Annotated in this window: 17 protein-coding genes; 5 read left to right on the top strand and 12 right to left on the bottom strand. The window is 67.2% G+C overall.

Annotated features, from left to right (window positions below; genetic code table 11):
* Positions 1–68: 68 nt before the first annotated feature.
* Both cueR and HUK65_RS03280 read right to left on the bottom strand, forming a co-directional pair.
* Positions 69–485, bottom strand: a complete 417-nt coding sequence (gene cueR / locus HUK65_RS03285) for a Cu(I)-responsive transcriptional regulator (RefSeq protein ID WP_179904710.1) — start codon at positions 483–485, stop codon at positions 69–71.
* Positions 482–2983, bottom strand: a complete 2502-nt coding sequence (locus tag HUK65_RS03280) for a heavy metal translocating P-type ATPase (RefSeq protein WP_179904709.1) — start codon at positions 2981–2983, stop codon at positions 482–484. The genes cueR and HUK65_RS03280 overlap by 4 nt, the downstream gene beginning before the upstream one ends.
* Positions 2984–3593: 610 nt before the next feature.
* Here HUK65_RS03280 and HUK65_RS03275 point away from each other — a divergent pair.
* A complete protein-coding gene (locus HUK65_RS03275) occupies positions 3594–4934 on the top strand; it encodes a tetratricopeptide repeat protein (RefSeq protein WP_179904708.1) in 1341 nt (446 codons plus the stop codon).
* Between the two features lie 6 nt (positions 4935–4940).
* Here HUK65_RS03275 and proS read toward each other — a convergent pair whose 3' ends face one another.
* A complete protein-coding gene (proS, locus tag HUK65_RS03270) occupies positions 4941–6284 on the bottom strand; it encodes a proline--tRNA ligase (RefSeq protein ID WP_179904707.1) in 1344 nt (447 codons plus the stop codon).
* A gap of 142 nt (positions 6285–6426) precedes the next feature.
* Between proS and HUK65_RS03265 the strand changes: the two genes are divergently transcribed.
* The gene (locus HUK65_RS03265) at positions 6427–8160 is read left to right on the top strand and encodes a pentapeptide repeat-containing protein (RefSeq protein ID WP_179904706.1); all 1734 of its coding nucleotides are present in this window, start codon (positions 6427–6429) and stop codon (positions 8158–8160) included.
* A gap of 113 nt (positions 8161–8273) precedes the next feature.
* Positions 8274–9182 (top strand): DMT family transporter, encoded by a 909-nt coding sequence (locus tag HUK65_RS03260; protein ID WP_179904705.1) that lies wholly within the window; start codon positions 8274–8276, stop codon positions 9180–9182.
* A 7-nt stretch (positions 9183–9189) separates the two neighbouring features.
* Here the strand turns inward: HUK65_RS03260 and pheT are convergent, their stop codons facing one another.
* Positions 9190–11607, bottom strand: a complete 2418-nt coding sequence (pheT, locus tag HUK65_RS03255) for a phenylalanine--tRNA ligase subunit beta (RefSeq protein ID WP_179904704.1) — start codon at positions 11605–11607, stop codon at positions 9190–9192.
* A 36-nt stretch (positions 11608–11643) separates the two neighbouring features.
* The gene (locus HUK65_RS03250; RefSeq protein WP_179904703.1) at positions 11644–12417 is read right to left on the bottom strand and encodes a DUF1013 domain-containing protein; all 774 of its coding nucleotides are present in this window, start codon (positions 12415–12417) and stop codon (positions 11644–11646) included.
* Positions 12418–12562: 145 nt separating this feature from the next.
* On the opposite strand from HUK65_RS03250, the gene HUK65_RS03245 reads away from it, so the two are divergent.
* Positions 12563–13192: a ribonuclease T2 family protein gene (locus HUK65_RS03245; protein ID WP_179904702.1), complete on the top strand. Its 630-nt coding sequence runs from the start codon at positions 12563–12565 to the stop codon at positions 13190–13192.
* A gap of 98 nt (positions 13193–13290) precedes the next feature.
* Here HUK65_RS03245 and HUK65_RS03240 read toward each other — a convergent pair whose 3' ends face one another.
* From HUK65_RS03240 to HUK65_RS03210, 7 genes are all read right to left on the bottom strand, one after another.
* On the bottom strand, positions 13291–14439 hold the full coding sequence (locus HUK65_RS03240; protein WP_179904701.1) for an iron-containing alcohol dehydrogenase: 1149 nt from the start codon (positions 14437–14439) through the stop codon (positions 13291–13293).
* Positions 14436–15821, bottom strand: a complete 1386-nt coding sequence (locus HUK65_RS03235; protein WP_179904700.1) for an aldehyde dehydrogenase family protein — start codon at positions 15819–15821, stop codon at positions 14436–14438. The genes HUK65_RS03240 and HUK65_RS03235 overlap by 4 nt, the downstream gene beginning before the upstream one ends.
* An 81-nt stretch (positions 15822–15902) precedes the next feature.
* Positions 15903–17270, bottom strand: a complete 1368-nt coding sequence (locus HUK65_RS03230) for a glutamine synthetase family protein (RefSeq protein ID WP_179904699.1) — start codon at positions 17268–17270, stop codon at positions 15903–15905.
* A 94-nt stretch (positions 17271–17364) separates the two neighbouring features.
* Positions 17365–18405, bottom strand: a complete 1041-nt coding sequence (locus HUK65_RS03225; protein WP_179904698.1) for a TRAP transporter substrate-binding protein — start codon at positions 18403–18405, stop codon at positions 17365–17367.
* A gap of 51 nt (positions 18406–18456) precedes the next feature.
* On the bottom strand, positions 18457–19785 hold the full coding sequence (locus HUK65_RS03220; RefSeq protein ID WP_179904697.1) for a TRAP transporter large permease: 1329 nt from the start codon (positions 19783–19785) through the stop codon (positions 18457–18459).
* On the bottom strand, positions 19785–20306 hold the full coding sequence (locus HUK65_RS03215; RefSeq protein ID WP_179904696.1) for a TRAP transporter small permease subunit: 522 nt from the start codon (positions 20304–20306) through the stop codon (positions 19785–19787). The genes HUK65_RS03220 and HUK65_RS03215 overlap by 1 nt, the downstream gene beginning before the upstream one ends.
* Positions 20291–21145: an N-formylglutamate amidohydrolase gene (locus tag HUK65_RS03210; protein ID WP_179904695.1), complete on the bottom strand. Its 855-nt coding sequence runs from the start codon at positions 21143–21145 to the stop codon at positions 20291–20293. The genes HUK65_RS03215 and HUK65_RS03210 overlap by 16 nt, the downstream gene beginning before the upstream one ends.
* 145 nt (positions 21146–21290) lie before the next feature.
* Here HUK65_RS03210 and HUK65_RS03205 point away from each other — a divergent pair, with 145 nt between their 5' ends.
* Positions 21291–22160 (top strand): MurR/RpiR family transcriptional regulator, encoded by an 870-nt coding sequence (locus tag HUK65_RS03205; RefSeq protein ID WP_179904694.1) that lies wholly within the window; start codon positions 21291–21293, stop codon positions 22158–22160.
* Positions 22161–22237: the final 77 nt, after the last annotated feature.

The following is a 22237-nucleotide window of genomic DNA, read 5'->3' as shown; positions in this document are numbered from 1 at the left end:
CGCAACAGGCGCAACGCAAATCCGCGCGCAGCGCCAGAAGGCGTGCGCGCATCGCGCGCTCCACTGGATCACCGCCCGCCAGCCTTGGCGGATGTCGCCTCCTGTGCCGCAAGATCGGCCAGGATCGGGCAATCCGGGCGGTGGTCCCCGGCGCAGCTTTCGATCAGCTCGGCCAGGGTGCGCCGCATCTGGGCCAACTCCTCCAGCTTGGCATCGATCCGCGCCAGATGCTCCTGCGCCAGTGCCTTCACATCAGCACTCGCCCGGCCCTGATCCTCATAGAGCGCCAGCAGATGACGGCACTCCTCCACCGAAAATCCCAGTGCCCGCGCCCGCTTCAGGAAGGCCAGCTTGTGCAGGTCCCGCGCAGAAAAGCGGCGATACCCATTCTCCGCCCGCGCAGGCGTGATCAGCCCGATCTCCTCGTAATACCGGATCGTCTTGGCCGGCAATCCGGCACGGTCGGCCACATCGCCAATGTTCATGCCACCGCCTCCTGCGCGCGCCGCGTGCCCACCGGGTCATGCTGCGGCACGATGAACCGCAACCGCAGCGCATTCGACAGCACAAAGACACTGGACAGCGCCATGGCCCCCGCCGCCAGCGCCGGGCTCAACAGCAGCCCCGTCAGCGGATACAGGACCCCCGCCGCCACCGGGATCAGCGCGGTGTTATAGGCAAAAGCCCAGAACAGGTTCTGCCGGATGTTGCGCATGGTCAGCCTTGACACCGCCACCGCCGTCGCCACCCGCGCCGGATCGCCCGAGGCCAGCACCACATCCGCCGTCTCCACCGCCACATCGGTGCCGGTTCCAATGGCAATCCCGGCATCGGCTTCGGCCAGGGCGGGGGCGTCATTGATCCCGTCGCCGACAAAGGCCACCGGCCCATGCGTCGCCCGCAACTCGGCCAGCGCTGCAACCTTGCCCTCGGGCAGCACCTCGGCCACCACATGCGCGATGCCCAGCTCGCGCGCCACCGACCGCGCCACCGCCTCCGCATCGCCCGAGATCATGGCACATTCCAATCCCATGCCCTGCAACGCGGCCACCGCAGCGGCGGCCTCCGGCTTGACACGGTCGGCCACAGCGATGAGCGCCACAGCGCGCCCGTCCAGCGCCAGCCAGAGCGGGCTGCGCCCATCTGCGGCCAGCGCCTCGGCCCGGCGCGCCAGCGCGCCCGTCTCAACCTCCTCGCGCACCATCAGCCGAGTGGCGCCCACCAGCACCGACCGCCCGCCAACCGCGCCCCTGATCCCGAAACCGGTGATGCTCTCGAACCCCTCCACCGCAGGCAACTCCAGACCCCGTTCCTGCGCCGCCTGCACCACCGCCCGGGCGATCGGATGCTCGGAGCGCGCCTCCAGCGCCGCCGCCATGGCCAGAGCCTCCCCCTCATCCTGCCCCTCGACCACCATCAGATCGGTCAGCACCGGCCGCCCTTCGGTCAAGGTCCCGGTCTTGTCAAAGGCCACCACGCGCACCTTCTCCAACCCCTGCAGGGCGGTGCCCTTCCGGAACAGAACCCCCAGCTCGGCGGCACGGCCCGTCCCCACCATGACCGAGGTCGGCGTCGCCAGCCCCATGGCGCAGGGACAGGCGATGATCAGCACCGACACCCCCGCCACCAATGCAAAGGTCAGATCCGGACCAAAGGTCAACCAGCCCGCCACGGCGACCAGCGCCACCACCATGACTGCAGGGACAAACCACAGCGTCACCCGGTCCACCAGCGCCTGAATAGGCAGCTTGGCCCCCTGCGCTGCCTCGACCATGCGGATGATCTGCGCCAGCACTGTATCGGCACCCACATGGGTCGCGCGCATCACCACGCTGCCGGTGCCATTCACCGTGCCGCCCACCAGCGATGCGCCCGCACCCTTCTCCACGGGCACCGGCTCGCCGGTGATCATGCTTTCGTCGACAAAGCTGGACCCGTCGATGACCTCACCATCCACCGGCACCCGCTCGCCAGGCCGGATACGGATGCTGTCCCCGGGGCGCAGGGCCGACAGCGCCACCTCCTCCTCGGCCCCGTCGCGCAGAACCCGCGCCGTGCGCGGTTGCAATCCGATCAACCGCGCGATCGCCGCGCCGGTGCGCCCCTTGGCCCGCGCCTCCAGCCAGCGCCCCAACAGGATCAGCGTGACAATCACCGCAGCCGCCTCGAAATACACCGCCCGCGTGCCCTCGGGCAGCACCCCGGGCGCAAACAGCGCCACCACCGAATAGACCCAGGCCGCCGAGGTCCCCAGCGCCACCAGACTGTTCATGTCCGGCGCCCGCCGCCACAGTGCCGGAAAGCCGCGCAGATAGAACATCCGCCCCGGCCAGGCCAACACCAGAGAGGTCAGCACGAACTGGATCATCCAGCTTGCCTGCATGCCGATCGTGTGATGCACCCAATGATGAAAGGCCGGCACCATGTGCCCCCCCATCTCCAGCACGAAGACCGGCACGGTCAGGACACCCGCCACCAGGAAATCGCGCCGGATGCGTGCTGCCTCGGCGTCATGGCGGGCACTGGCCGATGCCCCGCCCCCGTCCGCCTCAACCGGATGCCCCGGATAGCCCGCAGCCGCCGTCGCCCGCGCCAGCGCCTCGGGCGCAACCGCGCCCTCGAACACGGCCACATGCGCCCGCTCACTGGCCAGGTTCACCTCGGCCCGCACCACACCCGGAACCGACAGCAACGCAGTCTCCACGCGCCCGACACAAGACGCGCAATTCATCCCCTCCAGCGCAAGCATGACATCCTGCTGCCGCGCGGGATACCCCGCTTGCGCCAGACCGGCTTCGATGGCGCCGGCCTCGGCATCCGGCGCAAGCTCCACATCTGCCGTCGCATTGGCCAGATTGACCGACGCCCCCACAACCCCCGGAACCGCCTGCAAGGCCGCCTCGGCCCGGCGCACACATCCCGCACAATTGAGGTTCTGAAGCTGCACCCGCAGCAGGCTCGTCTCGGCTTCGGCCAATGGCATGTCAATCGTCCCTGAATCGCTCATGCCCCGGACATAATCCCTCCCGCAACTGGAAGGTCAAGACCAGCATGCACCCCACCCCGGCTTCATCTTACAAAAATGCTCACGGGGATGCCCAAGGGGGACGTGCCCCCCCTTGGGGCGGGTGTGGGCAGGCCCGCCCACGCGCGCGAAGGGGGCTCGATGCCCCCGCCGCGCGCGCCCCTTCAAAGGTGCCCGCCATCGACCTGCGCCAACCGGTCCACCGCAACCAGAGGCGACACCTCCTCGCCCTCTCCCGACCGCGGGCAACGCAGCCCACCACCCCCTTGGCCACCCCCCGCGGCCCCACGGCACACCGCCACAACAGGCCGACCAGCCCCATGGTCGCGCATTTCGCGCCCGCGCGCGGCCAGACCCACAGGCGCGGGCCCCGGCGCGCAAGCCGCTTCGCCGTTCTTGCCAGCGCCCCGCCGGTCGGTCAGAGTGACGCGGGCGGTGACCGGGGCTTGTGCGGATGGTGTTCCTCGAATGGTTGGGTGACAATTCTGGTGTGCTCGGGGCGGCGGCCGCGCTGGTGACGATCTAAGGTGCTGCCTGGGCGATCCTGTCCGGGGCGGCGGCGCGGTTTGTGGCGCGCTGGCGCACGCCTGCGCCGCTTCAGGTCGAACTGACCAACCCTGACTCCCAGACCCGGCTGACCATCCCCGATTTCATCCGCATCCGGCGCGCGTTGAAGGCCGGGATTCTGGCCGAACTCGACCGCACCGATGTGGTGGAGGAACGCGCCCGGCTGCAGGCCCGCATCGACGAACTGACCCGCCAGATCAATGACCCCGAAGGCGCCTTCGAGGCCGAGCGCCAGCGCCTGGCCGATCTGGAGGAAAAGCTGATCCACGAGGGGGACGACCTGGGTGCAGAACGCCTGCAATCGGCCATCGACGCCCTGCGCCGGGGCGAGACCGATCAGGCCGAGGCGATCTTCGCCGAGATCGTGGCCCGCGAGGCGCTCGCCGTCCAGCGCGCGGCCCGCGCTGAATACGGCCTGGGCGAGATCGCCGAGGGGCGGGTGGACTGGGCCGACGCCGCGCGCCACTACGCTCGGGCGGCTGAGCTGGATCCAAGTTTCGACCACCTGCTCAAGGCCTCGGAATTCGTCTGGCGCGCGGGGGATTTTGGCGCGGCGCTGCGCTACAGCGAAGACTTGCTGGGCCTCGCCCGCAACGGCAACGACCAGCTTCAACTTGGCGCGGCGCTGAATGCACACGCGATAACCTTGCAGGCAGAGGGTCGCTTCGCCGAGGCCGAACCGCTCTACCGGCATGCCGTGGAGATTAGCCGCGAGACACTGGACCCGCGCCACCGAGATTTGGCGGTTCGGCTCAGCAACCTCGCTGGGCTGTTGGTGGCGACGGGGCGGTATGATGAGGCCGAATCACTTTCCCGCGAGGCGCTTGAGATCGACCGCGAGAGGCTCGGTTCGCGACACGTTAATGTGTGGAGAAGCCTAGCTAATCTTGCTGTGTTACTGAGGGCGACGGGGCAATTGGACGAGGCAAAACCTCTCTTACGCGAGGCGCTGGAGATTGGCCGCGAGACGCTCGGTCCAGGCCACCCGGATGTGGCGCACACCCTCAATAACCTCGCCGCTTTGCTGGAGGACATGAGTCGCATTGCCGAGGCAGAACCGCTCTACCGCGAGGCGCTGGAGATCAGGCGCGAGGCACTGGGCCCCCGCCACCCGGCTGTGGCGGCCACCCTCCACAACCTCGCCGGGCTGCTGGAGGCGACGGGGCGGGCGGGGGAGGCAACGCCGCTCTATCCGGAGGCGCTGGGGATTTTTTGCGAGACGCTGGGCGATGCCCACCCGAACACCCGCATCGCGGCCGGGAACACCCTGCGACACCTGCGTGAACATGCCCCCGATCACCCGGACCTGCCCGGTCTGGCCGAGGCCTTCCCCGACCTGTGACCGCCCTCAGGGGTGGGCGGCGTAGACCTGCGCCAGCCGGTCCACCGCGGCCTCGGGCGAGAGCTCCTCGCTCTCGCCCGTCCGGCGGCTGGTCAGTTCCACCACGCCCTTGGCCAGCCCGCGCGGCCCCACGGTGATCCGCCACGGCAGGCCGATCAGGTCCATGGTGGCGAATTTCGCGCCCGCGCGCTCCTCTCGGTCATCATAGAGCGGCTCCAGCCCTTTCGCGCGCAGCGCCGCATACAGCCCCTCACAGGCCGCATCCGCCGCCGCGTCGCCCTGTTTCAGGTTCACGATCCCGGCGTGGAAGGGTGTCACGCCCTCGGGCCAGATGATGCCCTTGTCATCGTGGCTCGCCTCGATGATCGCGCCCAGCAGGCGGCTGACGCCGATCCCGTGGCTGCCCATATGCACCGGCACGCGCTGGCCGTCAGGGTTGACCACCGTGGCGCCCATGGCGTCGGAATACTTGGTGCCGAAATAGAAGATCTGCCCCACTTCGATCCCGCGCGCACTGCGGCGGCGATCCTCGGGGACCTGGGCGTGAAACACGCCCTCATCATGGGTTTCATCGGTGCGGGCGTAGCGGCTGGTGAACTCCTCCAGCACCGCCTGACATTCGGCCACACTATCGAAATCCACCGCGCGGTCGCCGAACCGCAGATCGGTGATGGCGCTGTCATAGAAGACCTCGGACTCGCCCGTCTCGGCCAGCACCAGGAATTCATGCGTGTAATCCCCGCCGATCGGCCCGCCATCGGCGCGCATGGGGATCGCCTGCAGGCCCATCCGCTCATAGGTCCGCAGGTAGCTCACCAGATGCCGGTTATAGGCGTGCAGTGCTGCGTCCTTGTCCACGTCAAAATTATAGCCGTCCTTCATCAGGAACTCGCGCCCGCGCATGACGCCGAAACGGGGGCGGATCTCATCGCGGAACTTCCACTGGATGTGATAGAGCGTCAGCGGCAGGTCGCGGTAGCTGCCCACATGGGCGCGGAAGATATCGGTGATCAGCTCCTCATTCGTCGGCCCATAGAGGATGTCGCGCCCGTGGCGGTCCTTGATGCGCAGCATCTCCTCGCCATAATCGTCATAGCGCCCGCTTTCGCGCCACAGATCGGCCGATTGCAGGGTCGGCATCAGCATGGGGATATGGCCCGCGCGGGTCTGCTCCTGATGGACGATCTCCTCGATCCGGCGCAGCACGCGATAGCCCAGCGGCAGCCAGGAATAGATCCCCGCCGAGGCCTGCTTGATCATCCCCGCCCGCAGCATCAGCCGGTGGCTGACGATCTGCGCCTCGGCGGGCGTTTCCTTGAGCACGGGCAGGAAGTATCGGGTCAGGCGCATCTTTCACCCCATTGGTGGCACTGCGCCCGGGTTTAGGCGAGAGCGCGCCCCGGGGCAAGGCGGGTCTGCATGGACAAGCCGTTGCCCGGCGGGGGTCTTTGGGCCTAGGCTGGCGCGCAGGTATTTATTGAGGGACATATGCATGGGCGACGAGCGGATAACACTCACCCTGCCGATGACGCAGCAGGGGCTCGGCGTGCTGGCGCTGGCACTCCTCATCGCGGTGCTGACCGGCGTGATGTTCCTGATCCTCGATGGTGCGGAGCGGAAAACCGACCGCGACCCGCTGTCCCGCGCCTTGCAGGCCTTCGGCTGGGTCTATGCGCCGATCTGGCTGCTGATCCTGAGTGGCACGCTCTGGGCGCTGTGGCTGGTGTTCTCGGGGACCGAGTCGCCCATCGCGCTGGAGGGGTATAGCTCGCTCGGCCTCGGCGCGCTGATCGCGGCGCTGCTGGGTGCGCCTTTCGTGATCTGGGGGACGGTGCTGCGGCATCAGACCGTGACCTTCCAGAAGGAAGGCCACATGACCGACCGGATCACGGCGGCAGTGGAGCAGCTGGGGGCCGAGAAGGTCGTCAGGAAGATCGTGGAGGGCGAGACGCAGGAGACCTCGGAACCCAATATCGAGGTCCGCATCGGCGCGATCCTGTCGCTGGAACGCATCGCGCAGGACAGCACCCGCCATGACAACGGCCGCGACCATGTTCGGGTGATGGAAATCCTCTGCGCCTATATCCGCGAGAACTCGAATGCGCGAAAGCCGGTGGATTTCCCGCTGGCTGACTGGCAGCCACTGAAGGACGACGCGAGTGAGGAAGAACGCGCGGCGTATCTGGAACTGCGGAAGGCGCGGTTCAAGGCTGAAGGTGGCCCGCTGGCGCGGCAATGGGCGGAAAGCCTGCCCAAGCCCCGCGCCGATGTGCAATTGGCGCTGACCGTGATCGGGCGGCGCAGCGCCGACCAGCGGCGGGTCGAGGCTGCATGGCCCGACGCCCCGACATCAGCCACGGCCTGGCCCTTTGATGCGGATTTCAAGCGCCTGCCCGATGATCCCGGCGAAGACCCGCTGGGTCCGGAAACGCTGGAGGCGTTCAAGGCCGGTCTGGACGCGTGGAAATCCACGCTCCGGGCCTATCGTGGCTATCGGCTGGACCTGCGCGGCGCCAATCTGCAAGGCGCGGATATGGCCGCAAAACAGCCCGACGGGTCGGACGCGGTGTTTTCCGGTGCACGGCTTGACGGCACGCGGATGGAGGGGGCGGACCTCTCGCAGGCGCGGATGGAGGGGGCGGACCTCACGCTGGCGCGGATGGAGGGGGCGGACCTCTCGCACGCGCGGATGGAGGGGGCGGGCCTCAGGGGGGCGCGGATGGAGGGTGCGAGCCTCAGGGGGGCGCGGATGGAGGGGGCGGACCTCGAGTGGGCGCGGATGGAGGGGGCGGGCCTCGAGTGGGCGCGGATGGAGGGGGCGGTCCTTCTGTTGGCGCGGATGGAGGGAGCGCTCCTCGGGATGGCGCGGATGGAGGGGGCGGACCTCAGCGGGGCGCGGATGGAGGGGGCGGACCTCAAGCGGGCGCGGATGGAGGGGGCGGTCCTCTGGGGGGCGCGGATGGACAGTTCCACCTCTCTCAGCGCGGCTACTCTCAGAGGTGCTGCTTTGAGATGGGTGGATTATTCGTCAGTGCCCTTGTCCGAGGAACAGGTCAGATCATGCTTCGGCGATGCCAGCGTGATCCGGCCCGAGGGCATCGCCAAGCCCGACCACTGGCCCGACTGGGAATTGCCGGACTTCGAAGACCACGACTTCGACACCGAATGGCGCAACTGGCAGGACAACCCCGACAGCTACACCCCGCCCCCCAACCCCGACCCCTGAGCGCGCCTGACCTTGCCCCTGCCCCCGGATTGGTGAATATGTGAAGCGAGTCACCGATCCGACCAGAGGGGCCCTGTTGTGACCGTGCCGCGACCCTGGCCGCCTGCCGTGCCATGAGCGACTGGCTGCTCTCCATCGCCGGAACGCCCGAGGGCGCGGCGCTGGCCACGGTGCTGGCGCTGATCTCGGCCTTTGCCCATGCGGTGTTCGGGGCCATGCAGAAGGGCGCGCATGATCCTTGGCTGTCACGCGGGGCGATGGACCTGTGGTTCGCCATCTACTCGGCCCCGATCGCGCTGTTGCTGCTGCCCTGGCCCTCGGGCGAGATGTGGCTGTGGCTGCTGGGCGCGCTGGCGCTGCATTTCAGCTACAAGGTCTCCATCGCGCTGGCCTATGAGCGCGCGGCCTTTACCGTGGTCTATCCGGTGGTGCGCGGGATCGGGCCGCTGATCACCGTGCTGGCGGCCATGGTCATCTTTGCCGAACGCTACAGCGCGCTGCAATGGCTGGGGCTGGCGTGCCTTTCGGGGGGGATCCTGCTGCTGGCCCTGCGCAACCTGGCCGAGGAAAAGCTGGACCTGCGCGCGCTCAAGATCGGGCTGGCCTGGGCGGTGGCGGGGGGTGTGATGGTGGCCGCCTACACCACATTCGACGCCGCCGCGATCCGCCGCGCGCCGGACCCGCTGCATTTCCTGGTGTGGTTCTTCTTCATCACCTCGCTGGATTTTCCGATTCTGGCCTGGCTGCGCTACCGGCGCATGACGCACAAGCCCGCGCCGGGTCCGCTGATGATCCGGGGCGCGGTGGGCGCGGTGGTGGGCTATGTCAGCTTTGGCGGCATCATGCTGGCCACGCTGGTCGGCAAGGTCGGCGAGGCCGCGGCCCTGCGCGAGACCTCTACCGTGTTTGCCGCGCTCATCGGCTGGTTCATCCTGCGCGATAAGGTCGGCTCGCGCAGGCTGGTGCTGATGTCTATGATCGCCGCCGGGGCGGTGCTGATCGAACTGGGCGCGGTGCGCTGAGCCCGGCTCAGCCGCGCAGCACACCCCCCGTGGCCTTTTGCACCTTTGCCACGATCTTGTCGCTGACGGCTTCGATCTCGGCCTCGGTCAGGGTGCGTTGGCGGGGTTGCAGGCGCACGGTAATGGCCAGCGACTTGCGCCCCTCGCCCATCTGGGCGCTGGCGGCCTCGCCGGTGAACTCATCGAACACGCGCACCCCGTCGATCAGCGCCTTGTCGGCCCCGGCAGCAGCATTGACCACCGCCGCGGCTTCAACCTGCGCATCCAGCACAAAGGCGAAATCCCGCTCCACCGGTTGCAGGTCGCTGGCCTGCAGCGCCGGGCGCGCCAGGCTGCGCTTGCGCGGCTGGGGCGGGTTCTCCAGCCAGACCGAAAACGCCACCGCCGGCCCCTTCACATCCATGGCGCGCAGCACCTTGGGGTGCAATTCACCAAAGACCGCCAACCCCAGCTTTGGTCCCAGACCGATCCGCCCGGACCGGCCCGGATGGAACCAGCCCGGCACATCGCGGGTGATCTGCAGCTTTTCAGGCGCGCCGATGGCGGCCAGAACAGCCTCGGCATCGGCCTTGGCATCATAAAGATCGGCCCTGCGCAGGCTGCCATGGGGGTCGCGCCCTGCCGCCGCACCCACCAGCAGCCCGGTGGCGTGGATCGCCTGCTCGCCGGGTTCACCGCCCGAGAACGCGGGGCCGACCTCGAACAGGGCCAGATCCTTGGCGCCGCGCGCCTGGTTGCGCGCCGCCGCTTGCAACAGGCCGGGCAGCAGGTCCGGGCGCATGTGGCTCATCTCGGACGAGATCGGATTTTGCAGCATCACGCTGTCATCCCCGCCGCCAAACAGCGCGGCCGAGGCCTGGTCGATGAAGCTGTAGGTCACGCATTCATTATACCCCAGCGCCGCCAACTGCCGCCGCGCCGCGCCTTCGCGCTTTTGCAGCGGCGTCAGGATGGGGCGCGGCACGCCCGGCGCCACGCGCGGCAAGGGCGCCCCCTGCAGGCGCGAGAGCGAGGCGATGCGGGCGATTTCCTCGACCAGATCGGCGCTGCCCAGGATATCGGGGCGCCAGCTGGGCGGATGGGCCTGATCGCCCTCCAGCCGGAAGCCCAGCGCGTCCAGGGTGGCGCGCTGTTCGGCCTCGGGGATGTCCATGCCGACGATCCGCCCCACATCCGCCGGGTCAAAGCGGTAGCTGCGGGCATGATCGGGCACCGCGCCATCCATCACCACGCCCGAGGCCTCCCCCCCGCATATATCCAGCACCATGCGCGTGGCCAGCTCCAACCCCGGCAGGGTGAACTCCGGGTCCACCCCGCGTTCAAACCGATACCGCGCGTCCGAATTGATCTTCAGCGCGCGGCCCGTGGCGGCGATGGTGATCGGGTCCCAGAAGGCGGATTCCAGGAACACGTTCACCGTATCCTCGGTGCAGCCCGAATGCTCGCCGCCCATGATCCCGGCGATGCTTTCAGGGCCGGTGTCGTCGGAAATCACCATCTGCCCGGGCGCCAGCGCATAGGTCTTTTCATCCAGCGCCAGCAGCTCCTCGCCCCCTTGGGCGGGATGGATGCGCAACCCGCCCTGCACCTTGTCAGCATCGAACACATGCAGGGGGCGGTTCAGATCAAAGGTGAAGAAATTGGTGATATCCACCAGCGCCGAGATGGGCCGCAGCCCGATCGCGCGAAGCCGCTTTTGCAGCCAATCCGGCGAGGGTCCGTTCTTCACCCCCCGGATCACCCGCCCGGCAAAGAGCGGGCAGCCCTTGTCCTTCAACGCAGGGTCGATGCTCACGCCGATGGGGCTGTCGAAGCTGCCCGGCACGGGGGCGATGTCCAGCGGCTTCAGCCGCCCCAGCCCGCGCGCCGCCAGATCCCGCGCCACCCCGCGCACACCCAGCGCATCGGGGCGGTTCGGCGTGATCTTGATATAGATCATCGGGTCATTCAGGCCCGCATAGTCGATATACCGCACCCCCAGCGGCGCATCCTGCGGCAGGTCGATGATGCCCTCATGGTCGTCCGAGAGCATCAGCTCGCGCTCCGAACACAGCATCCCGTTGCTTTCCTGGCCGCGGATCACGCCGGGCTTCAGGTCCACCCCGGTGCCGGGCACATGGGTGCCCACGGGGGCAAAGACGCCCAGCATCCCGGTGCGCGCATTGGGGGCGCCGCAGACCACCTGCACCTCCTCTGGCGGCGCATCCGGCCCGTCGCGCACCTCCACCCGGCACAGGCGCAGGCGGTCGGCATCGGGGTGCGGCGCGGCCTCGATCACGCGGGCGATGCGAAAGGCGCCCAGGGTGGCGGCGGGGTCGCTGACCTCCTCGACCTCCAGCCCCAGATCGGTCAGCGCCTCCAGGATCGCCTCCAAGGAGGCCTCGGTTTCCAGATGATCCTTCAGCCAGGACAGGGTGAATTTCATGTCTCGCTTCCTTGCCTAACCCGTGCGCCCTGCGGCTCAGCGGCGGTCGTCCTCGTCCTCGTCCTCGTCGTCTTCGCCCTCGGGCAGGTTGAAGAAACTGTCGGCATCCGCGTAATCCGAGGCCGGACGCTCGCGCTCTTCCTCCTCCTCGGTAGCCTTTGTCAGGCTGAAATTCTCCAGCCCCGCGATCGAGGCCGGGATCTTCGGCTCGGCCGGCATGTCCAGCGATTGCTCGGTCGAAACCAGCTTGCGCCGCTCGTCATCGGACATGACCTCACCCTCGGCAGCCTTCTTGCGGGCGGCCTTCTGGACCTCCGCATCCAGTTCGGACTGCCGGCACAGGCCCAGCGCCACCGGATCGATGGGCTGGATATTGGCGATATTCCAGTGCGTACGCTCACGGATCGCCTGGATGGTGGTGTTGGTGGTGCCCACCAGCTTGCGGATCTGCGCATCGGCCAGTTCCGGGTGGAACTTGACCAGCCACAGGATCGAGGCCGGCCGGTCCTGACGCTTGGACAGCGGCGTGTAGCGCGGCCCGCGGCGCTTTTCCTCGCCTTGGGCGGCGGGGTTGTATTTCAGCTTCAGCTTGCGCGCCGGATCAGCCTCGGCGCGCTTGATCTCCACTTCATCCAGCTGATTGTTGGCCACAGGGTCGAACCCCTTGACGCCGGTGGCCACATCGCCATCGGCGATGCCCTGCACCTCCAGCTCATGCAGGCCGCAGAAATCGGCGATCTGGTTGAAGCTCAGCGTGGTATTGTCCACCAGCCAGACGGCGGTCGCCTTGGGCATCAGCGGTTTCGACATCGGATCACTCCTGCTCTCTCGGGGCCCGGATGGGGCGTGTGCATATCCTTCTTCCGCCGGGAAAACGGCTGCGGGGGGCCCGCGGATCCTCGCTTTCGGGGAATGGGCGGGTTATACGCGGATGATCGGCAAAGGAAAAGCGAAAATGCGTGATCTGCGGGCAGCGGCGCTGGCGGCCCTGTTGATCCTGGTGGCCCCCGGCGGCGCGCAGGGCGGCAGCTTCGACTATTACGTGCTGGCGCTCAGCTGGACCCCGTCCTGGTGCGCGCGCGAGGGCGACGCGCGGGACGCCCCCACCTGCGCCCCCGGCGCGGGCGTGGGGTGGAGCGTGCACGGGCTCTGGCCGCAGAATGACGACGGCACCTGGCCCGAATACTGCCCGACCCCGCACCGAAACCCCTCGCGCGCGCAGACCGCCGCCCAGGCCGGGCTCTTCGGCTCGGGCGGCGCGGCCTGGCATCAGTGGAACAAGCACGGGCGCTGCAGCGGGCTCAGCGCGCCCGACTATTACGCGCTGACCGCCCGCGCGCGCGACCCTGTCGCCCTGCCCCCGCTAAAGGACCTGCCGCGCATCGCCACCGAAACCCTGCGCAAGACCATCCTTGCGGCCAACGCCACCCTCGCCGAGGACAGCTTCGTGCTCACCTGCCGCCAAGGCGCGCTGGACGAGCTGCGCCTGTGCCTGACCCGCGACCTGACCCCGCGCCCCTGCGACGCGCGCCTCGCCGCCCGCGCCTGCGACCGCCACACCTTGCGCGTGCCGCCGCCCCGCTGAGCTGTCGCGTCAAGGCGCCTGATCCTGCATTTTCTTGCTGAAAATACTCCGGGGGGAGTCGCGCTTGCGCGACGGGGGGCAGCGCCCCCTGCTTCGCGCTACAGGCAGCTTTCGAACAGCGCCCGGGTGCTCTCCGCCGTCAGCGCCACCGGGTTCCCGCCACAGGAGGGATCCTCCAGCGCCATGGCGGTCAACTCATCCAGCCGTGCGGCCTCGACCCCCATCTCCCCCAGCGAGGCCGGGATGCCGAACGCTTCGCGCAGCGCCATGATCCGGTCGCGGAACCCGTCAAACCCACCGTCAATCCCCAGATAGGCCGCCGCCCGCACGATCCGCGCTTCGATGGCCGTGCGGTTGAAGTCCAGCACCATGGGCATCACCACGGCATTGGTGGTGCCATGATGCGTGTTATAGACCGCGCCCACGGGATGGCTCAGCGCATGGATGGCCCCCAGCCCCTTCTGAAACGCCACCGCCCCCATGGCCGCCGCCGACATCATCTCCGCGCGTGCCTCCAGATCCCCGGGGGTCGCATAGGCGCGCGGCAGATACTCCAGCACCAGCCGCATCCCCTCCAGCGCGATCCCCTGGCTCATGGGGTGGTAATGCGGGCTGCAATAGGCCTCCAGGCAATGGGCCAGCGCATCCATCCCCGTCCCGGCAGTGATCGCCGCAGGCATCCCCACCGTCAATTCCGGGTCGCAGATGGTCACGGCGGGCATCAGCTTGGGATGAAAGATGATCTTCTTGCGATGCGTCGCGCTGTCGGTCAGCACGCCTGCGCGCCCGACCTCGGACCCCGTCCCGGCAGTGGTGGGCACGGCGATGATCGGCGCGATGGTATCGGGCTTGGCCCGCGTCCACCAGTCGCCGATATCCTCCAGTTCCCAGACGCTGACCGGCTGATCCACCATCAGCGCAATCATCTTGCCCAGATCCAGCGCCGAGCCGCCGCCAAAGGCCACAACCCCGTCATGCCCGCCGGCGCGATAGACCTCCAGCCCGGCCTGCATGTTGGCCTCGGTCGGGTTGGGGTCCACCTGGTCGAACATGCCACGGCCCAGACCGCCCGCCTCCAGCACATCCAGCGCCTGCGCGGTGATGGGAAGCGCCGACAGCGCGCGATCCGTCACCAGCAAAGGCCGCGCCATGCCCACGGCCCGGCACTGTTCGGCCAGTTCGGAAATCCGGCCGCAGCCGAATTTGATGGCGGTCGGATAAGACCAGTTCGCACTGGGAACGCTCATGAGGTCACCTTTTTCAGATGGTAGGATTTCGGCCGCGTCACGGCGTGATAGCCCAGCACGGATAGCGCCGCACCGCGCCCGGTGTCCTTGCACCCGCTCCAGCACAGGGCCGGGTCCAGATAGTCGCAGCGGTTCATCAGCACCGTGCCGGTTTCGATCTGCGCGCCGATCTCGGCCGCCGCCTCAGGGTCCGCCGTCCAGATCGAGGCCGTCAGCCCATAGGGCGAATCGTTCATCAGGCGCAGCGCCTCGGCATCGTTCTTGACCGGCATGATCCCGGCCACGGGGCCAAAGCTTTCCTCGTGCATCACCCGCATGGAATGATCCACATTCACCAGCAATTGCGGCGCCAGATAGGCGCCCCCGTCATCGCCCGGAAACAGCGCCGGATCGATCAGCGGCACCGCGCCCGCCGCCACCGCCTCGGCCACCTGTTCGCGCACCACCCGGGCAAAGCGCACATTGGCCATGGGGCCCAGGGTTGTCTCGGGGTCAAAAGGGTTGCCCAGCTTCAGGCGACCAACCCAGGCCACCGCCTTGCGAACGAAGGCCTCATAAAGGCTCTCATGCACATAGATGCGTTCGATCCCGCAGCAGCATTGGCCGGCGTTGAACATGGCGCCATCCATCAGCCCTTCGACCGCCGCATCCAGATCGGCATCGGCGCGCACATAGCCCGGATCCTTGCCGCCAAGCTCCAGCCCCACGGCGGTGAACGTCCCCGCCGCCGCGCGTTCGATCGCCTTCCCGCCACCGACCGAGCCGGTGAAATTCACGAAGCCGAAATCGCGCCCGGCGATCAGATGCTCGGTCGTGGCGTGATCCAGCACCACATTGCGGAAGACATCCGCCGGCACCCCGCCCTTGTGCATGGCCGCTTCCAGCCGCTCGCCTACCAGCAGCGTCTGGCTGGCATGTTTGAGCACCACCGCATTCCCGGCGATCAGCGCCGGAACGATTGTGTTGATCGCCGTCAGATACGGATAGTTCCAGGGCGCGATGATGAAGACAACGCCCACCGGCTCGCGCGCCAGCACCCGGCGCACCTGGGCGCCATCTTCCACCACCTGCGGCGCCAGGGCCTCGGCGGCGATCCCCGCCATATACTCGGCCCGCTCGCGCACACCCCCGAATTCGCCGCCATAGCGCACCGGGCGGCCCATCTGCCAGGCCAGCTCGGGCACGATCACCTCGGCCTCGGCCTCCAGCGCCGCTATGCCCGCCATGACCTTTGCCACCCGCTCCTCCAGCGGCAGCGCGGCCCAGTCCTTCTGCGCTGCACGCGCGCGCGCCACCACGGCCTCGGCCGCCTCATGGCCCAGCGCCTCCCGCTCGGCATGGACGGCCCCGTCCACCGGCGAAATCAGCTTGATCGTTGTCATCCCCGCTCCTGCATTCTGCTTCATCTTGCGTCAAACACCCAAGGCCCCCGACAAGGACCAACGCCCGGCATGGGCCCGCGCTCAGGCCCGCTCCAGCCCGCGCATCCGCTCCCAGTCGGTCACCACGCGGTCATGCTCCTCCACCTCCCAGCGCGCGGCGCGGGTGTAGTGATCCACCACATCATCCCCAAGGGCCGCGCGCAACATGGCCGAGCCCTCCAGCAGATCCGCCGCCTCGCGCAGGGTCTTGGGAATTTCGCGCGCATCGGCAGCGCCATACATGTCGCCGCGCATTTCGGGCTCCAGCTCCATCCCCTGCTCGATCCCCGCCAGACCCGCCGCCAGCAACGCCGCGCAGGCCAGATAGGGGTTCAGATCCGCCCCGCCGATCCGGCACTCGACCCGCAGCGCCTTGGTCCCCTCGCCACAGACCCGGAACCCGGCGGTGCGATTGTCCAGCGACCAGACCGCTTTGGTCGGCGCGAACATGCCGACACAGAACCGCTTGTAACTGTTGACATAGGGCGCCAGGAAAGCCGTGATCTCGCGCGCATGGGCCAGTTGCCCGGCCATGAACTGGCGCATCAGGGGCGACATGCCGTATTCCGCCCCCTCCTCCAGAAACGCCGCCTTCCCGTCGGCTGTCCAGAGCGACTGGTGCACATGGCTCGATGATCCCGCGCGGGCATGGTCATATTTCGCCATGAAGGTCACGGACTTGCCCAAAGCGTGCGCAATCTCCTTGGTGGCCTGCTTGGTGATCACATGGAAATCCGCCGTCTCCAGCATGTCCGAATAGCGGATGTTGATCTCCTCCTGCCCGGCCTCAGCCTCACCCTTGGAGTTCTCCACCGGCACCCCGGCGCCATAAAGCCCGTTGCGCAAAGCCCGCATCAATGGCTCTTCCTTGGTGGTTTGGAAGATGTGGTAATCCTCGTTATACCCGGAAATCGCGCGCAGGTCATTCACGCCCCGGTCGCGCAGATCCTCATAGCTGTTGTCAAAGACAAAGAACTCCAGCTCGGTCGCCGCCATGGGCGCATAGCCCAACGCCCGCGCCCGCGCCACCTGCCGCTTCAGGATCGCGCGGGGCGAGATCGGCACATCCGCATGGGTGTGATGGTCCTGCAGATCGCACAACACCAGCGCCGTGCCCGGCAGCCATGGCACCCGCCGCAGGGTCGAAAGGTCCGGCACCATGGTGTAATCCCCATAGCCCGCCTCCCAGCTGGTGGATTTGTAGCCGGGAACCGTGATCATCTCCATGTCGGTGGCCAGCAGATAGTTGCAGCAATGCGTCTCCTTCCAGCCGCTGTCCAGGAAATGCGCCGCATGAAAGCGCTTGCCCATCAGGCGCCCCTGCATGTCTGGCGCGGCCACCAGCACCGTATCGATCTCGCCCGCCTCGAATGCAGCGCGCAGCGTTTCCAGGTTCAACAGCCCCGACATGGAAGCCTCCGCTCAATTTGGTCCGGCAGGTTCATTTTCTTGCCGGAAATACTCTCAGGGGGGTCCGGGGGGCAGAATGCCCCCCGGCCTTGCGTCAGGAATAGCGATAGGGCCGACCGGCCTTGTCCATCGCTGCATTGTAGTCGCGGAAGATCTGCACCACCTTCGCCTTGGTCTCGGACTCGTCCGCAACCTCCTGCCAGAACTCGCGCGCGGCGGCCTCCACCCTGGCCCATTCCTCATCGGGGATCGAGGTCAGCTCCAGCTTGTCGCCCTCGGTGCGCAGCCGCGCCTCACCGGCCCAGTACCAGTGCTGGCGATAGTAATGCGACTGCTCGAAACAGGTGGCCATCAGCTTCTGCAGATGCTCGGGCAGTTCGTTCCAGCGGTCCATATTGGCAAAGAAATGCCCGATCCATGCGCCCGAGATGTTGTTGGTCAGGAAATAGTCGCAGATATCGGCCCAGCCGACCTCATAGGCTTCGGTGATCCCGCACCAGGCCACGCCGTCGATCTCGCGCGTCTGCATGGCGATCTCCACATCCTCCCAGGGGACCGTCACCGGCACCACGCCGAATTGCGACAGGAAGCGCCCGGCGGTGGGGAAGGTGAAGACCCGCTTGCCCTGCAGATCATCGAGGCTGCGGATTTCCGAGGTGGTGATGAAATGGCACGGATCCCAGGCCCCGGCCGAGATATGCTTCACGCCGACGCGGGAATATTCCTCGTCCCAGATCTCGTTCAGGCCCCAGTCGTTGAAGAGCGCGGGCACATCCAGCGAATAGCGGCTGGCAAAGGGGAAGTAGCCGCCGAAGACCGTGACCTCGGTCGGAGACATCATGCTGTCATCATCCGATTGCACCGCGTCGATGGTGCCGCGCTGCATGGCCTGAAACAGCTCTTCGGTGGGCACCAGCTGGTCGGCATAGAAGAGGTCGATCTGCATTTCATCGCCGGCGATGGCGTTGAACATGTCGATCGCGGGCTTGGCCACCTGCGCACCCAGGGACGCCCCTGCATAGGTCTGCAACCGCCAGCGGATGGTCGATTGCGCGCGCGCCACATTGGGGGCCGCCAGCGCCGCCGCGCCGCCCAGGGCGCTGGTGGTCAGGAACTTGCGTCTTGTCGTCGTCATGGGTCTTACCTCCTTTGGGTTGGAAAACGGGCGCGTTGCATCGCGCCTTCTTCAGCGGTTGAAGACAAGATCGGGCAGCCACAGGGCGATCTGCGGAAAGATCATCACCAGCGCAAGCCCCAGGATCATCACCCCCACGAAGGGAATGATCGAACGGTAGATATCCATCAGCGTCACATCCTTTGGCGCCATGGCCCGCATCAGGAACAGGTTGTAACCAAAGGGAGGCGTCATATAGGCGATCTGGCAGGTGATGGTGTAGAGCACGCCATACCAGATCAGATCGAATTCGAGCATCCGCACGATGGGCACGTACAGCGGCGCCACGATCACCAGCATGGCCGTGTCATCCAGAAACGTGCCCATGATGATGAAGGAAAGCTGCATCAGGATCAGGATTTCCCACCGGCCCAGGCCCAGGTTCTCCATGAACAGGGCACGGACGAAATCCACCGCGCGCAGGCCATCGAAGACCGCGCCAAAGGCCAGAGCCGCCAGGATGATCCACAGGAACATGCAGGAAATCGCCAGCGTGCGCTTGGTGCAGACCTCCAGCACCGCCCAGGTCATCCGCCCCTTGGCAATCGACGCCGCCAGCGCCGCCAGCGCCCCGATGACCGAGCTTTCCACCAGCCGCGTGTAGCCCATGACAAAGGGCACCATCATCACCGCAAAGATCCCCAGCGGCAGCAGGCCCGCCAGCAGCAGCCGGTATTTCTCGCCCCGGCTGACCTGGGCAAGGTCATCTTCGGAAATCGCCGGGCCCAGCGCGGGGTTGAAGCGGCAGCGCAGCCAGATATAGGTCATGAACAGCGAGGCCAGCATCAGCCCCGGCAGGATCCCCGCCAGCCACAACTGCCCCACCGGCTGGCGCGCGATCATCGCATAAAGCACCATCACCACCGAGGGCGGCACCAGAATCCCCAGACTGGCCCCCGCCTGGATCACCCCCGTCACCATGCGCTTGTCATAAGCGCGCTTCAGCAACTCCGGCAGCGCGATGGTGGCGCCAATGGCCATGCCTGCCACGCTCAGCCCATTCATGGCCGAAATCAGCACCATCAGCATGATCGTGCCGATGGCCAGCCCCCCCGGCACGCGGCCGAACCAGACGTGGAACATGCGGTACAGGTCATCGGCCAGGCGGCTTTCGCTCAACACATAGCCCATGAAGATGAACATCGGCAGGGTCAGCAGCGGAAACCAGTTCATCAGCTTGATGGTCTGGGCAAAGGCCAGGTCATGCCCGCCCCGATCCCCCCACAGAAAGATCGCCGAGACCACGGCCACAAAGCCGATCACCCCGAACATGCGCTGCCCGGTCAGCATCATCATCAGCATGGAGCCGAACATCAGCGCGGCGATCATCTCATAGGGCATCAGGTGGCGCGCTCCTTGATCTCGATCCCCCGCAGCCGCGCAACATCGCGGATCAGAAACGCGGTGCATTGCAGCAGCATCAGCACGATGCCGATGCACATGATGATCTTGATCGGCGCCATATAGGGCCGCCACAGCCCGCGCCGCCGTTCGTTGTACTCCAGGGCGAACTGGGTGCTTTCGATCCCGCCCCACAGCAGCACGCCCAGATAGATCAGAAGCGTGAAGATGGTGACGGCATCCACCGCGGCGCGGGTGCGGTCCGACCAGCGCGTGTACAGAAGGTCCATGCGCACCGCCGATCCCATCTGCAGCGCATAGGCCCCGCCCAGCATGAAATAGCCCATCAGGATGAACTGGGCCATTTCATCGGTCCAGATCTGCGGGTGAAAGAAGCCGCGCGCAATGGCGCCCCACAGCAACACCCCCATGAGCGCGAACAGGGTCCACATGATGATCCGGCCAACGCGATGATTCAGCGCCTCGACCCAATGAACATAGGTGATCAGGACGCCCGGCATGCGCCCTCCGTTTCTGCACGCCGGGCCATGGCTGCAGCCAGCACCGGGGCAAGATGCGCGGCCATGTCGGCCTGCGCCTGCGGGGTGGCGATCAGATCGTTGCGCAGCTCCAGCATGGCGTTGGCCAGGCCGTAGGGCGTGGCCTGCAGGCGCAGCGTATGGGTCACATGGTCCGCGGCCGAATAGGGTTCGTTCAGGCGCGTCTCCAGCCCGCACCCCGGCGCCGCCTGAACAATGGCCTGCGCCAGGTCCGGGTCGGCATCATGGATCACGCCGAATTCGACCGCGCGCTTCTGCCCGTGCCAGATGGGGGTGAAGGAATGGATGGTCAGCATCACCGGGCGCCGCCCCATGGCCAGTTGCCGGGCAATCCGGGCATGCAGCGTGGTGTGAAAGGGCAGATAAAGCGCCTCGACCCGCTGTTGCCGGGCCGCCGCATCCAGCCCGCGGTTGCCGGGAATGGCGTGCACCTCCGATGCCTCGGGCATGGCGCCGGGGCGGTCGGGGCTGCGGTTGAGGTCATGGATCAGGCGCGACAGCGGCGCGTGCACCAGTTCGACCCCGCCGCAAGAGGGGGCAAGCGCAGCGCCCAGCGCACGTGCCAGCCCAAGCGCACCCGGATCCCAGGCCACATGCGCCTCCAGAACCGCCGGCGACACGCCCAGATCGCCCCAGGGCGCCGCCGTGGCGTTCGAGGCATGTTCGCAGACCAGAATCAGCCCGGCCGCGCCCCCGGGCGCCACCTCCTGCCCGGCACTGTTCCAGGCCTGAACCAGCCCCGGCCAACGGCCATCGGACTGGGGCGCGGTCTGCGGCGGTATCGGCTGGACGGACGTCATGCGGGAGCGAGCTTTCGCGGATTCAGATGCCGTCAGCCTGGGCCACGGAACCGGATTTTGTCAAGAATTTTTCTTTTGCTGATTTTCTGTTACAAATCGCACATTATCCGGCTCAACCCATCCGCCAGAGGGATCGCGCTTGCCCATGGATCAGACCCCCAGCCTCGACTCCCGTCTGCGCGAAGCCCTGCCCACCCTGACCCGCGCCGAACGGCAACTGGCCGCACATATCCTGGGCAATTTTCCGGTGTCGGTGCTGGGATCGGTGGCCGCGGTGGCCCGCGCCGCCGGGGTGTCGGCGCCAACCGTGGTGCGGCTGGTCCAGAAGCTGGGCTTCTCGGGCTACCCCGAGTTTCAGGCGCAACTGCATGACGAACTGGGCGAGAAGCTGGCCTCTCCCATTGCCAAGCGCGAAAAATGGGCGGGCACGGCGCCGCAGGACCATATCCTTGGCAGCTTTGCGGAACAGGTCATCAACAATCTGAATGCCACCCTCGGCCAGCTTGACCCGCAGGAGTTCGATGCGGTCACCACCCTGCTGGCAGACGGGGACCGCCACATCCACATGCTGGGCGGTCGGCTGTCCCATGCCATGGCCATGTACCTGGCCACTGCGCTGAAGGTCATGCGCGGCGATGTCACGCTGCTGTCAAGCCTGCCCAACACCTGGCCCCCGGCGCTGCTGGACATGCGCGCGGGCGATGTTCTGGTGGTGTTTGACGTGCGCCGCTATGAACCGGCCATGCAGGATGCGGCCGAACTGGCACGCGAACAGGGCGCGGTGGTGGTGCTGATCACGGATCGCTGGATGTCGCCCGCGGCGGGTGTGGCCGATCACATCATCGCCTGCCACACCGAGGCGCCCTCGGCCTGGGATTCGCTGACCCCGCTGCTGGGGGTTGTCGAGGCTTTGCTCGCCGCCATGCAGACGCGGCACTGGCAGGATACGAGCGCCCGTCTGACGCGGCTGGAAACGCTCTATGAGCGGATGCGGGTCTTCAAGCGCGGGCGCTAGTGTTCGTCACCTGACGCAAGATTCCCAACGGCTGCAGGGTGTGTCATACCTTGGGCATGAGACGCTCCGACATCTGC

Origin of the sequence: Rhabdonatronobacter sediminivivens, assembly GCF_013415485.1 — a bacterium.
GTDB lineage: Bacteria > Pseudomonadota > Alphaproteobacteria > Rhodobacterales > Rhodobacteraceae > Rhabdonatronobacter > Rhabdonatronobacter sediminivivens.
This window is presented reverse-complemented; position numbering and strand designations above follow the sequence as displayed.

Coding starts and splice junctions, on each gene's coding strand:
- HUK65_RS03265 (WP_179904706.1), top strand. CDS start 6,427: ATGGGCGACGAGCGGATAACACTCACCCTGCCGATGACGCAGCAGGGG.
- HUK65_RS03215 (WP_179904696.1), bottom strand. CDS start 20,306: ATGCCGGGCGTCCTGATCACCTATGTTCATTGGGTCGAGGCGCTGAAT.
- HUK65_RS03220 (WP_179904697.1), bottom strand. CDS start 19,785: ATGCCCTATGAGATGATCGCCGCGCTGATGTTCGGCTCCATGCTGATG.
- cueR (WP_179904710.1), bottom strand. CDS start 485: ATGAACATTGGCGATGTGGCCGACCGTGCCGGATTGCCGGCCAAGACG.
- HUK65_RS03240 (WP_179904701.1), bottom strand. CDS start 14,439: ATGAGCGTTCCCAGTGCGAACTGGTCTTATCCGACCGCCATCAAATTC.
- HUK65_RS03235 (WP_179904700.1), bottom strand. CDS start 15,821: ATGACAACGATCAAGCTGATTTCGCCGGTGGACGGGGCCGTCCATGCC.
- HUK65_RS03225 (WP_179904698.1), bottom strand. CDS start 18,405: ATGACGACGACAAGACGCAAGTTCCTGACCACCAGCGCCCTGGGCGGC.
- pheT (WP_179904704.1), bottom strand. CDS start 11,607: ATGAAATTCACCCTGTCCTGGCTGAAGGATCATCTGGAAACCGAGGCC.
- HUK65_RS03250 (WP_179904703.1), bottom strand. CDS start 12,417: ATGTCGAAACCGCTGATGCCCAAGGCGACCGCCGTCTGGCTGGTGGAC.
- HUK65_RS03205 (WP_179904694.1), top strand. CDS start 21,291: ATGGATCAGACCCCCAGCCTCGACTCCCGTCTGCGCGAAGCCCTGCCC.
- HUK65_RS03230 (WP_179904699.1), bottom strand. CDS start 17,270: ATGTCGGGGCTGTTGAACCTGGAAACGCTGCGCGCTGCATTCGAGGCG.
- HUK65_RS03245 (WP_179904702.1), top strand. CDS start 12,563: ATGCGTGATCTGCGGGCAGCGGCGCTGGCGGCCCTGTTGATCCTGGTG.
- proS (WP_179904707.1), bottom strand. CDS start 6,284: ATGCGCCTGACCCGATACTTCCTGCCCGTGCTCAAGGAAACGCCCGCC.
- HUK65_RS03210 (WP_179904695.1), bottom strand. CDS start 21,145: ATGACGTCCGTCCAGCCGATACCGCCGCAGACCGCGCCCCAGTCCGAT.
- HUK65_RS03260 (WP_179904705.1), top strand. CDS start 8,274: ATGAGCGACTGGCTGCTCTCCATCGCCGGAACGCCCGAGGGCGCGGCG.
- HUK65_RS03280 (WP_179904709.1), bottom strand. CDS start 2,983: ATGCCATTGGCCGAAGCCGAGACGAGCCTGCTGCGGGTGCAGCTTCAG.